General features: G+C 49.7%; 9 protein-coding genes. 3 read left to right on the forward strand and 6 right to left on the reverse strand.

Annotated features, from left to right (window positions below; translation table 11 throughout):
• Positions 1-100 precede the first annotated feature (100 nt).
• Positions 101-1,588, forward strand: coding sequence for a stage II sporulation protein P (spoIIP, locus tag AC506A_RS06315; RefSeq protein ID WP_495460119.1), 1,488 nt, complete (start codon positions 101-103; stop codon positions 1,586-1,588).
• Between the two features lie 26 nt (positions 1,589-1,614).
• Here the strand turns inward: spoIIP and AC506A_RS06320 are convergent, their stop codons facing one another.
• A complete protein-coding gene (locus tag AC506A_RS06320) occupies positions 1,615-2,502 on the reverse strand; it encodes a M15 family metallopeptidase (RefSeq protein WP_495460120.1) in 888 nt (295 codons plus the stop codon).
• Positions 2,503-2,638: 136 nt separating this feature from the next.
• On the reverse strand, positions 2,639-3,610 hold the full coding sequence (locus tag AC506A_RS06325; protein ID WP_495460121.1) for an AraC family transcriptional regulator: 972 nt from the start codon (positions 3,608-3,610) through the stop codon (positions 2,639-2,641).
• Between the two features lie 191 nt (positions 3,611-3,801).
• Here AC506A_RS06325 and AC506A_RS06330 point away from each other — a divergent pair, with 191 nt between their 5' ends.
• Complete coding sequence (locus AC506A_RS06330) at positions 3,802-5,211, forward strand: MFS transporter (protein WP_495460122.1); 1,410 nt, start codon at positions 3,802-3,804, stop codon at positions 5,209-5,211.
• A 124-nt stretch (positions 5,212-5,335) separates the two neighbouring features.
• On the opposite strand, the gene AC506A_RS06335 is transcribed toward AC506A_RS06330, so the two are convergent.
• The 4 genes from AC506A_RS06335 to AC506A_RS06350 form a co-directional block, all read right to left on the reverse strand.
• Entirely contained in the window at positions 5,336-6,109 is a 774-nt protein-coding gene (locus AC506A_RS06335; protein WP_495460123.1) for an SDR family NAD(P)-dependent oxidoreductase, read from the reverse strand.
• Positions 6,110-6,119: 10 nt separating this feature from the next.
• Positions 6,120-8,114 carry a YjhG/YagF family D-xylonate dehydratase gene (locus AC506A_RS06340; RefSeq protein WP_495460124.1) on the reverse strand — a complete coding sequence of 665 codons (1,995 nt, stop codon included), beginning with the start codon at positions 8,112-8,114 and terminating at the stop codon, positions 6,120-6,122.
• Between the two features lie 24 nt (positions 8,115-8,138).
• A complete protein-coding gene (locus AC506A_RS06345) occupies positions 8,139-8,921 on the reverse strand; it encodes an SDR family NAD(P)-dependent oxidoreductase (RefSeq protein ID WP_495460125.1) in 783 nt (260 codons plus the stop codon).
• A gap of 331 nt (positions 8,922-9,252) precedes the next feature.
• Positions 9,253-11,502 carry an FAD-dependent oxidoreductase gene (locus AC506A_RS06350; RefSeq protein ID WP_495460126.1) on the reverse strand — a complete coding sequence of 750 codons (2,250 nt, stop codon included), beginning with the start codon at positions 11,500-11,502 and terminating at the stop codon, positions 9,253-9,255.
• A gap of 134 nt (positions 11,503-11,636) precedes the next feature.
• On the opposite strand from AC506A_RS06350, the gene AC506A_RS06355 reads away from it, so the two are divergent.
• Positions 11,637-12,434, forward strand: coding sequence for a helix-turn-helix domain-containing protein (locus tag AC506A_RS06355; protein ID WP_495460127.1), 798 nt, complete (start codon positions 11,637-11,639; stop codon positions 12,432-12,434).
• Positions 12,435-12,520 lie beyond the last annotated feature (86 nt).

Raw genomic sequence — 12,520 nt, forward strand, 5'->3', positions numbered from 1 at the left:
ATAGTATTGTGAAAATGGCGAAAGTTTCTTATTTTTAAGAGGCTCTCGTTTTTTTATTGTGACAAGAAGTTGCTAACTTTGACAACTAGACTAGAGGTGCATGATGAAAAGATCGATTCTTACTATTTTGTCGCTATTGTTCGTACTTACTTTCGCTCTTCCGGCTGCTTATGCAGCACCTGCAACGATCCAATTGTTTCTTGACGGCCAAAAGTTAAGCTCTCCCGTTGCCCCTCGTTTGATCCATCAGACCACGATGGTTCCGATTCGCGTCATCGCGGAAGGCTTGGGCGTTAACGTTACATGGGACAAGAAGAGCCAGATCACAACTCTGTCCAATAAGAAGACGACAATCATACTGCCGATAAACGGTACCTATGCGATTCTAGGCGGACAAACGATGGCTTTGGAACAGCCGCCAACCGTCATGAATGGAGTAACGTTGCTCCCGATTCGTTTCGTCGCCGAAAATCTGGGACTTGTCGTGAAGTGGGACGCGTCTGCTTATGCGGTCAGTTTATGGAGAACGAAAAGCGGCGTATCCGGCAGCGACCCGGCCACCGATCCGAACGTACCCATAATACCTCCGGATCAGTATCCTGCGCTGCAATCCATTCAATTGGATAATAATGAATTAACGATAGCAACCAATGGGAGCTTCTCTCCTAGCGTTTCGACTTTAACAGATCCTAATCGTCTGGTCGTCGATCTTCCGGGTGTAACGTTTAATGGGCCCATTAGCGAACCCGCCAAGAATACAATGGGTGAAGTATCCAACATTTCAGCAGACAACCCATATATTTCGAATATCCGTTACATCATGAAGGATTCGGAATCATCGACCATACAAGTCATAGCGAATTTCAAACAGAAAGCAAGCTACCAAATTCAAAACACAGGCGACCCGACTAAACTGGTCATTCGTTTTAATTCGGCGCCATCCGCAAATCCGGTTTCGAAATCGGCAATCTATATTTACCAATCGCATAATCGGGAATCGTGGATCCCCGAATTACCGGGCGTCACGAACCCCGATCTCGCATACAATGCGACAACCAATGTCACCATGTTAGGGGCACGTTTAACTGGAATGCTGCAAGCGATGGGCGCGGAGGTTTATCATACTTCATACGATTATGCATCTATTTACGGAAGCCAATTCAATTACGCGAAATCATACGTATATTCGGAAAAATCGATCATCAATCAACTTGCCCTTCATCCACAAATCAAATACTTAATCGATATTCATCGCGATACGAGTCCAAGAAGCGCGACGACAGTCAACATTCGCGGCACGAACTACGCCCAATTATACTTCGTGATCGGGCTCGAGAATCCGAGTTGGAAGCAAAACGATGCATTCGCCAAAAGAATACAAGCTTGGGTCACCGCCAAATACCCGGGTCTTTCTAGAGGGATCTACTATAAAGATAAAAGCGTCGGTAATGGGTGGTACAATCAAAACTACTCGCCTGCCAGCGCATTAATCGAAGTCGGCGGAACGACAAATACGCTTGCGGAATCGAATCGAACAATGGATATTTTGGCTCAAGCCATAAACCAAATCCGATTGAGCGGACAATGAGTAAGCTGAATCCTATCGAATCTCGTTCACGATATTAATACGGTCACGATAACGCCATCCGTATTGTTGCCCGATACTTCGTAACTGCCTATTGTGGGAACGTGAAGCGTCGTATTCGAAGATACCGGAAAATAATAGACGACGTACGTTCTGTTGCCGACGATTGTCGTCATGGATTTGCGTTCTTTCAAGTCATCCAAGTATTCCTCGAACGCCAAATGATTTTCTTGCATGATCACGCTATGAGGAATCCCAACGTAACGGAAGTGCCAAGGCTCGTTCATGACGCCGGTCACTTCCGTTTTATCCTCCGGATACCGGACGATGAACCCGTACTTCCAGGCATTCTCTTTCAGCCATTTCCCTTCCGGGGCGTCTTTCATCTGCGCCATCGTCGAACCGATGTCCAGTGCCAGTCCCAAGTTATGCTCGCTATGGCCCGGAAGCGCCGCGATATCCGGTCCCAATTGTTCGAATAGCGCTTCTTGCTCCTTGTCGTTTCGGTAACCGCTGCTGATGAGAAAATTGTGGATGCCGTCTTCGGCGGCGTCCTCGATCATCGAAGCGAATATTCTCGTCAAATCGGGCGATAGTCTTACCTTGTTATCCAGTAAGCCGAAACCGTTCAGCAGCTCCTTATGCGTATATAAGTTAACCGCTTCGCCGTCCGCATCGTTAGGCGGTACGGCAATTTTTTCGTTTACGAGCAGCAAGTTTCCCTCGTGCACCTGGTCCTCTTCGACTCGAATTGTAAGCTCGTTTACCGGCGGGCTGTCCTCTATTGTTGGTGGTTCTGGCGTGTTCTCATTCACGGCTTGATCTACCGAAATGATTGTATCCTCTTGAGACATGAACCGATCGTAGAACATTACCACTAGTAGTATCGCCGCAAGCAATAAAAGCCACTTTCTCATTTCTTGTTTCCCCCTCATTCTTTCTTTCTCTAGGTTAAAGAAAACAAGTTAAATTAAAGCGACTGAAAATCTTAAAGATTTATAAAAAACGAATGCAAAAAAGGCCGCGATTTATGCGGCCTTTAAGGAGTTACCCTCAACTATCCTCAAATCCCCTGTCGTCAGCTGATTTTCTCATGGCTTTTATATCCTGCAAGGGAGGCTGACCAAACAACCTTCGATATTCCCGATTGAATTGAGACGGACTTTCGTAGCCAACTGCCAATGCGGCAGTCGTTGCCCCTATAGGACCGCTCAACATGAGGCGCTTGGCTTCTTGCAGGCGAAGCTGCTTTTGATATTGCAACGGTCCCATCGTGGTGATCGCTTTAAATTTATGATGAAGTCCGGAGGCACTCATATTGAAGGACTTAGCTAGCTCCTCAACTGTAAATGAACTTGTATAATTTTCGGTGATCCATTGGATCGCCTTTCCCACTCCATCTGATCCTTGATCAAACAATGCTTTCTGTAAGAATAAGTGGCTAAAATCGCCTGAAAGCAAGTTGAAAATCATCTCTTTTTTGAGCAGTCCAGATAGAAAACGAACTTCTTCTTTGGGCTTATCCATTACCCTCAGTAAGCGATAAAAAACATCCAGCAGCTCTGAATCTGATTTACCGATGAAGGCTCCGGCAGCCGGAGTTTTATGTGTTGGTCCTGTGTTGATATCTGCCTCCATTACCACTGAAGCGATTTCCTGCGTCGTAAAATCGATTCGCAGCGCAATATAAGGCGAATCTTCAGCAGCCCCGACGACTTGGGCGGAAGCCGGAATATCGATTAGGGATGCTATGTAATCCCCTGCTTCGTAATGAAAGATATCTTGGCCAAGATAAAGCTTTTTTGCCCCTTGGAGAATTAGACAAAAAGAAGGCGTCAGTACACCAGAACTTCGCAATGTATCGCGACTGCGTCTAATGATGGACAAGAACGGCACTATGGTTGGCGTTCGTCCCTCTGCACGGGTAATCCGATCCGTCATAACAATGAGCTGCTCCAGCATTTTCTTATGAAAGGACACGCTTTTTCCATTTGCAATGCGGGATTCCATTCCTAGTTCCGACATGTCTTACATCCCCCCATTCTGTTACTAAATTATAACGACATTCAAAAAACTTGCAAAGCAAAAAACTGATGCAAAAAACAGTTTTGCAGCTTTAGGCAATTTATATGCAGGAACGATCTACTTCCAGAAGCAGATCCCATCCATAATAGCTATCAGAACCACTATCATTGAACATGGAAAGGAACATGAACATGAATCAGACCAAATGGATCATGCTTACCATAATTATCGCGTGTCAACTCATTATTGTACTGGACAGCTCCGTCATGGTCACGGCAATTCCTGAAATCGGCCGCACGCTTCATATGTCGACTACCGGGTTAACTTGGGTGCAAAACGGTTATATTTTGGCATTTGGCGGTTTCTTGCTGCTTGGTGCCCGGGCAGGCGATCTTCTCGGACTCAGGAGAATGCTTGGTATCGGCATTGGCTTATTCTCGCTCGCCTCATTGCTGGCCGGGTTAGCACCAACCGCTGAATTTTTACTAATGGCCCGTGTTTTTCAAGGGTTTTCGGCTGCATTGGCAACACCTGCTGCACTGACTTTGTTGTCAGTGACTTTTGTGGAGGCGAAGGAACGAGCCCGTGCCATCGCGATGTACAGTGCAGTCTCGGCTGCAGGCGGCAGTATCGGTCTTATTCTTGGCGGATTCTTCACCGATTTTATTTCATGGCGTCTTGGTATGTTTATTAATGTACCCATTGGGATCGTTTTGTTGTATTTGGTTCAGAAGCATATCCACAAGACAGCAATAAAATCAGGACGATTCGATCTTTGGGGTGCACTGACATCTGTCATCGGTATGACGGCGCTTGTGTATGGCTTTGTTCAAGCTGCCGATTACGGTTGGGAACAGCCTGAAACATGGATTCTGCTAGCAGGTGGAATTATCGTGTTAACGGCATTTGTTCTTATTGAAGCACGAGCGGCTGAGCCGATCATTCCACTCCACATGTTTTCAAATCGCCGGCGGTCCGGTGCTTATCTTGGAAGGTTTCTGCTCGTAGGCGGGAATTTTTCACTCTTTTTCTTTATTCCTCAATATTTACAAAACGTTCTTGGCTTCAGCTCATTTGAAGCAGGCATGGCCTTTCTGCCATTTACAGTTTCCCAATTCGGGATGATGTACCTGATCCCTAAACTCGTGCAGCGTTTTGGCAATGTGAAAGTTCTGATGACTGGCTTATTTATCGCAATAATTAGCACGCTTGGGCTCAGTCATATCATTGCCGTGCAAGTTCCTTTTTTCCCGGACATGTTCATTCTCTTGGCAATTATGGGCATTGGTGCAGGAATGGCATTCCAGCCGCTTACCGCAATCGGCCTCACAGGTGTGGAGCCTAAGAATAGCGGTGCCGCTTCAGGACTAATAAATATCGCACATCAAAGTGGAGCTTCATTAGGTTTGGCTATTCTCATCACTGTATTTAATGGATCCAGCCACACCGATCAACCTTCGCATCTGCAATATTCACATGCCATATCGGATTCGATTATGGGATCAGTCGTTTTCCTAATTGTTGCTCTTGCTGTAACGCTTCTCAGCATTATTCCGATACGACAAGTTAGTCGAAAAACTTTACAGGCGAGTAATAAATGATTATTCCTCCGGCAATTAGAAGAAAAGGCAAATAATTCGTTTTTTTTCTATTGCGCTAAACGCAAAAAAAGCTCGAGACACATTAGTCACGAGCTTTTTTCTATAATAAGAGGTTTTCAAATGTCTAGATACCCAATCCTCCAGCGATGGAGAGCTCCGTTCCCGTTACCTGATTGGATTCGTCAGACAGCAGGTAGACGACCCCATACGCCATATCCTCCGTAGTCTGCATGCGCCCGCTCGGAATGCGGGTTGCAGCCCATTCATGCAGTTGATCCACGGGGATTCCCATTTTCCCATGCAGCTCTACCTCCCCTTCGGACGCCACCCAGCCAACGGTCACCCAGTTCGAACGGATGCCTTCCTTTGCATAGTTAACCCCGATATGACGGTTAAGCGTCAGCAATGCACCTTTCGAACATGAATACGCCGCAAGATCCTTGGAGCCTTTATGACCGTTTGTAGAACCGATTTGAACGATTGAGCCTCCACCTGTCTTCAGCATTGCCAGTATGGCATATTTCGAACAAAAGAATGCTCCTTTTATATTGACATCGAAGATGGAATCGAACAGTTCCTCCGTCGTATCCAGCATCGTACCTCGTGGAAAGATGCCCGCATTATTCACAAGACCGTCGATTCGTCCAAAATGCGTTACTGACTCCTCGATCAATTCACGGCAAGCCGCTTCGCTGCCGATATCCTTCTGAATGAACAACGCTTCCGATCCAATGTTTTCTGTAATCTGCGAGACCAAATGGTTTCCGTCCTGCTCGTTCCTTCCGCTGACTATCACTTTCGCGCCTTCGGCCGCACACATCAAGGCGATGCCTTTACCGATTCCTTTTGTCCCGCCGGTTACTACGATCACTTTGCCATCCAGACGATTTTTATGCATGGTAAATCAATCAACCTCCCATCCCCTGCTTGGATCTTGCCAACGCTGTCATACCCGCTTGCAGCGTTTCGACGATTCGATCGACATCGTAAATGCTGCCCCTCCACGTGCCTCCGCTTGCTGCCTGAAGTGCAGCCCACAGCCTAGTGTCGTCCGGCAGTTCCGGATCGGCGGCAAGGTTCTGGTGCAATGGTCGAGCAGCAAGTATAGCTGCGCCGGTCTCCGGGCTGAAGCGTTCTTCGCCTTGACCGACAAAATGAATGCTTCCTTCCAGCCTATTGCGATCAATGCAGACATCAATCCAATCGCCGTTCTGTAATTTACCGATTGGACCGCCGGCCAGTGCCTCCGGACCGATATGACCGATGCAGGCTCCGGTCGACACGCCAGAGAAGCGGGCATCCGTGAGCAGCGTCACATGCTTTCCGAATGGGAGATACTTTAAAGCGGAGGTCAATTGGTAGGTCTCCTCCATCCCCGTTCCTGAAGGACCTCTGCCGATCAACACTAAAATATCGCCTGCCTGTATATGGCCAAGCTTAATTGCTTTAACCGCTTCTTTCTCGGACGTAAACACCTTAGCCTGCCCAATATGGCGGTAGACGCCGTCTTCGCCGACAACGTCGGGATCGATTGCTGTGGATTTGATGACGGATCCTTCCGGGCAGAGATTGCCAATTGGAAAAGTTACCGTGGATGTCAACCCTCTGGCGGATGCTCGTTCCGGGTTCATAATGACCTGATCCGGATCAATGCCATCGATATCTTGCAACCGTTTACGAATTTCATGGCGCCGCTCGGAATCCTCCCACCAATCCAATTGATCAGCAAGAGACTCACCCGCAACGGTCTTTACCTTTAGATTGAGCAGGCCGAGTTTACGAAGATGAAGCATGACCTCCGGTACGCCGCCTGCCATAAACACGCGGATTGTAGGGTGATATTCCGGTCCGTTCGGCAGCACGCTGACAAGCCTCGGAACCGCCTTATTCACACGAGTCCAATCCGCTACTCCTGGGATGCGGCATGATGCCGCGTAAGCAATAGCGGGGATATGGAGCAGCAAATTCGTGGAGCCGCCAAATGCGGCATGAACTGTCATTGCATTCTCAATGGCCGCATCGGTTAAAATATCCCGCATGGTCATTCCGCCCGCATGCATCCATTGAACCGCCCTCGCCGATTGACTGGCAATGTCGCGCCAGATCGGCTGGCCGGAAGGAGCGAGCGCCGAATGCGGCAGCGACATCCCAAGCGCCTCGGCGACAACTTGAGCGGATGCGGCGGTGCCAAGAAACTGGCAGCCGCCTCCTGCTGTGGCGCACACTCGACAGCCCAAATCGGCAGCTTCGTCCAACGTGATTTGACCATTCGCGAAACGCGCACCTATGGTCTGGATCTTGGCCGCGTCTTCACCGACAGTCGGAGGCAGCGTAACGCCTCCTGGCACAATGATCGCGGGAAGATCGTGCATCGCCGCGAGGGCGATCATCATGGCGGGAAGTCCTTTGTCACAGGTGCCCACTCCAATGATGCCGCTCCTTGTCGGAAGAGAACGGATCAAGCGCCGGTACACGATCGCCGCATCGTTGCGGTAGGGCAGCGAGTCGAACATCCCGGTCGTCCCTTGTGAACGACCGTCGCAGGGATCACTGACAAAGGCTGCAAACGGCACTCCGCCAAGTGCGGTCACTTCAAGTGCCGCCTCCTTTACGAGAAGACCTACTTCCCAATGGCCGGTATGGTAGCCAAGTGCGATCGGAGTTCCGTCTTCGCCGCGGACACCGCCCTGCGTACTGAGAATAAGAATTTGCTTGCCGAGAAGCCGATCCGGCTTCCAGCCCATGCCGACATTTTGGCTCATGCCGAATAAATCCCCGCTTGGGAGATTCATCAGCATATCGGAGGTCAGCGGCAGCTTGCCCTCCGGACCAGCTGCGTGGGTGAAAATGTCATAATGGCTCGGCTCCTCCGGCCCCATGATGAAACGTATGGCTTCGGTCATCGTTCTACCTCACCCTCAGGTTCGTTATTTCCAGCATACAATCGTTTCGCCGGATAAGGCGTCCGAAGCGGAGCCGCACAGGAACAGTACGATGCTTGACATTTCTTCAGGTTGTGCGATGCGCTGCAGACGGGACCGCCCTTCTTCGCTTTGCACAGACCGCGTTGCAAGAAATCTGCCGGTATAGGTCGGAGCAGGTGATATGCAGTTTACATTCACATCATACGGACGCAGCTGTTCTGCAAGACTTCTCGTATACGAAGATATGCCCGACTTGGCCGCTGCATAGATGATCCCCGTTGTCACCGGCACATGCCCCGCAATCGAGCCAACATTCACGATCTTGCCGACTCTCCTCTCCCTCATATATGATCCCGCAAATTTGCAGGCATACATAGTGGACAGTAGATTCCGTTCGACAACCGAACGAATATCGTCGATGGAAATATCAAGAGCATCATTCGGCTCCGGGCGAGGCGTGTTGAATCCGATATCTCCCCCCGCGTTATTTACGAGAATATCCAATGAGCCCAGCTCGGTGATCGCGCCTTTGATTAGCCTCTCTACTTGAGCCGGATCGGCCAAATCAGCTGTCATAAAAGCCGATTTTACGCCAAGCAGTTTGATTTCTTCGGTAACCGAATGGCCCGAAGCCGCTTCGTTGAATTCAGCTGCCGAGCTATCTCGAATGTCATGAATGATGACGTTGGCGCCGGCGCGAGCTAGGTCCAAGGCGTATTGCTTGCCAAGTCCCCTGCTGGAACCCGTAACTAACGCATTTTTACCTTGCAATCCAGTCGTATTCAAAAACATCCCCCCTGTTTCTTGCGTTCACGCCGGCGTTTTTGATCAGAATATCAGGATGCCGAACGTCTCGATTATACGGTCATGTCCAATATTCCACTTCACACATGAAATGTCTGTCGAAATTGCTCAGCCGCCATTAAATATTTGAGCGTAAAATCTGAACGCTGTTTAACCGCAAAAATATATGCCGGTAAACGCCTCCGGTTCATTGAGCAGCCCGTCACAGGCTTCTTGGGAACCCATTCATGTAAATTATGCCTCTCCCTTATGCCTAACAAAAAGATGGTTTGCACAAAAGCTGCATAACCATCTTTTTTTTCGTGCCTATAAACTATTCGTACACCCTGACTTCGATAATTTCGGCGCGCAGGCTGCCGTTCGTCGAGTAAGCCATGATTCGGAGCTTGTCAGTAGTTATCGGTGTATCCAGCGTATGGATGCGCTTTCGTTTATGATTGTTTTGCCCTTCCGCTACAGCAGTCCAATCGCCGTTCACGAATACCTCGACGGCATAATTTTGAATCAGTTCCGGCATGATTGCAAACGGCGTGCGATGGTGGTGAAGGTTGATTAAGTCCTCATTAACGTCGTCATTGAACGTAATGTGGACAGACCGAACATTCACCTGCATGGCCCAGTTGAGCTCCAACCACTCAGACGAGTCTTCTCTCATGGCGACGGATGACCATAGATGAGGGCCAGCAAACGGACGGGCAAAGCCATCGACGGCTCTCACCGGGGAGAACGCATTTGTCTGTGAAAGCAGACGGAAACAAAGTGGCCTGCGAACAAACGACCGCATGCTCCATTGGACGACCGGCTGCGACGATTGATGGTCTTCGAGGTCTGCGGACACGATCGGAGCCGGTCCTTTGACAAATGTAAGGACACCCGTTTGCAGCTGATCGGACAAGTGTATGGATAGTTGCTCTCTGGCTTTAATAATGAGGAAGGCGTTTTCCGGGGCAGCTGGTTTCCAGTGCAAATCCAGCTTTACCCATTGTCTGTCGCCTTTCCCGACTTGTACCGATGAAGTCGACTGTAGCGTATGCGGGACATAATTCTCTCCACGGCCCGTATTCCACAGCTCAACTTCGAGTATCGCTGCTTCTGCAGCATCCACCAACAACTCGATGCCGTCAATGTCAGGGTCCGCCGGCAGCAGTAAGCCGACATCGGACTTAAGGGGATAAGCCTCTACCGGCGACTCCACCGCAAGTCGCGTCAAAGTGCTGGACGCCTTAACACTCGCCTGAAGTGCAAGATCGGCCGGATCCTCGTTACGCAAACCGATGATCGAGGCATCCTGCCTCAGCATCGTTTGCTGCAGTTCGCGCAAATGGCCGTTATGCAGCTCGCGTGGCGTAATACCCTTCTCTACGCATAAAGCAGCCCCGGTGCCAGCGGCCTCCCCGATGACCGCGCAAGTGGCCATCACCCGTGTCGTACCGAACGCGACATGCGAAGCGCTTATATCACGGCCGGCCATGAGTAAATTGTTCACGTTCACGGAATAAAGCGAGCGAAACGGAATATGATAGACGCCGTCCATATGAAGGTGCTTGGACCCGCTTTCTGCCGAGTACATCCCTTGCGGCGGATGAAGATCGATAGACCATCCTCCGAACGCGATGCGGTCTTCGAACTCGCGCTGCGCCACGATGTCGTTCTGATTGAGCACATAATCGCCGATGAACCGGCGGTACTCCCTTTTCCCAGGCATTGAGCCAACCCATTCCAGTGTCATATTATCGGCGTCGAACTTGCCCGAGTTCTTAATATAGTCCCAAATGCCATAGATAGCGGCCCACAGCTCATCGCGTATCCGTTCGTTATCGTGAACGGTATCAAATTCACCGCCCCATTCTATCCACCAATAGGCACAGCCATTATCACCGCTGCGGATGACGCGCTTCATCGGAATCGTCGTTTGCGTGATGTCTTTGGCAAATGAAGGCGGTATGTATTGCACAGGATGGCCCGCATCCTTCGTATAGAACAGAAGCGTGCTGCCGAGCGTAATATCGTCTGCTGCCGCAGGCGCCCAATCCTCGTTGTATTCGTCCTTCGACTCGCGACCGACCCTATGCTTGGCACCTGCAAGAAATCCAACCAGTCCGTCGCCCGAACAATCGAGAAACACGGCGCTTTCATAACGGATCTTCCTTTCCGATCCCATCATCCAGCCCGTAACCGAACGAATCGTCCGATTATCCACATCGCCGATTGCCTCCACTTCATGTACATCCGTATTGAGGAATAAGCGGATATTCGGCTCCGCTCGCACCATCTCCATGACGACCAAATCCCAAAAGTATGGGTTTCCATCCACATTGCGGAACTGGTTCTCAATGAACATTTCGCCCATAATGCCGGTTTCCCTTGCATAGCGGTGTGTTCCGTGTGCTGTAGCGCCACAAACCCATACCCTTACCTCGCTGCTGGAATTTCCGCCGAGCACGGGCCGGTTTTGAACCAGCGAAACTGTTCTGCCCAGCCTGGACGCGGCGATTGCCGCACAAACCCCTGCTAGCCCGCCGCCGATAACCGTTATCTCCGTCGACACAACCTCATGCCTCATAGCCCATACACTCCTTCGAATGATATGAATATCTATGATTTCATCTTATAAGATCCTCTTTTTAAATAACATGCATTGTATTACGATGGGAGATATACTTTATTTCATGAGGTTCAACTGAGGTGGGATCGCGGATGAAGTCCGATTATTATGCACGTTTGGTTTCTCACGTTTATTGGGAGCGCAAAGAACGATTTGCCCTCGATCGTGATATCTATCCTTACTGGACGATGTTCGCCGCACAAGACGGCAGATTCATCTATTCCATAAGTGGTCATGATGGGGAAGCAGGCTTTGGTGACTTGGTGGTTTGTCCGCCGAATACATGGTTTCATCGACGAACGGTCAGTCCGCTTAGCTTCCACTTTCTCCATTTCAATTGGGAGACGGAAGCTGAAATAGAGATGGAATCCGAGGTGGATTTTCGGTTAATGGGGAAAATAAGCGTTGCAGATGAAGAACGAATGTCTTCTGATTTTCGTTACTTGGTACAACTAGCTCCTGAGCGGGACCACATCGCGCTGGCGAATAAGCAGCATTTATTAAACGACCTGTTGCGGTTGGTGACATTGGAGCGGGGATATGATAAGAATCCAGTCCAAGCCGACATACCTGTGGAGCTGCAGCAGGCGCATCAATTCATGACGGCCCATGCCTACGCGCCTCTGAATATGCGGAACTTGGCGCATTCGCTGAAGCTGACACCGGTTCAGTTGACCCGTCGGTTTCGCGGTGCTTATGGCGTTACGCCATCCGAATTTGTTACGGAGCTTCGACTCTCTCGGGCATGTCGGCTGCTTGAGGAAACTGAATTCAGCATCGACAAAATCGCCTCCCGATGCGGTTACGAGAACGGGTTTTATTTAAGTCGCGTTTTTCGGCAAAAGCGCGGCATGACCCCTTCCTTTTACCGAAAAACGCATCGGGTGTAGGACTGGTACCTATAGACTTGTTTGAAGCTTAACACTACATTCTGACGTTGTCGTAGTGACGTAGTCCATATCATTCACAGAGCCAT

The organism is Paenibacillus sp. N22P23 (assembly GCF_059383735.1).

Bases quoted from the DNA above. Each gene is read 5' to 3' on its own strand.
- AC506A_RS06355 (WP_495460127.1), top strand. From the start codon at position 11,637: ATGAAGTCCGATTATTATGCACGTTTGGTTTCTCACGTTTATTGGGAG.
- AC506A_RS06320 (WP_495460120.1), bottom strand. From the start codon at position 2,502: ATGAGAAAGTGGCTTTTATTGCTTGCGGCGATACTACTAGTGGTAATG.
- AC506A_RS06330 (WP_495460122.1), top strand. From the start codon at position 3,802: ATGAATCAGACCAAATGGATCATGCTTACCATAATTATCGCGTGTCAA.
- AC506A_RS06340 (WP_495460124.1), bottom strand. From the start codon at position 8,114: ATGACCGAAGCCATACGTTTCATCATGGGGCCGGAGGAGCCGAGCCAT.
- AC506A_RS06350 (WP_495460126.1), bottom strand. From the start codon at position 11,502: ATGAGGCATGAGGTTGTGTCGACGGAGATAACGGTTATCGGCGGCGGG.
- AC506A_RS06335 (WP_495460123.1), bottom strand. From the start codon at position 6,109: ATGCATAAAAATCGTCTGGATGGCAAAGTGATCGTAGTAACCGGCGGG.
- spoIIP (WP_495460119.1), top strand. From the start codon at position 101: ATGATGAAAAGATCGATTCTTACTATTTTGTCGCTATTGTTCGTACTT.
- AC506A_RS06325 (WP_495460121.1), bottom strand. From the start codon at position 3,610: ATGTCGGAACTAGGAATGGAATCCCGCATTGCAAATGGAAAAAGCGTG.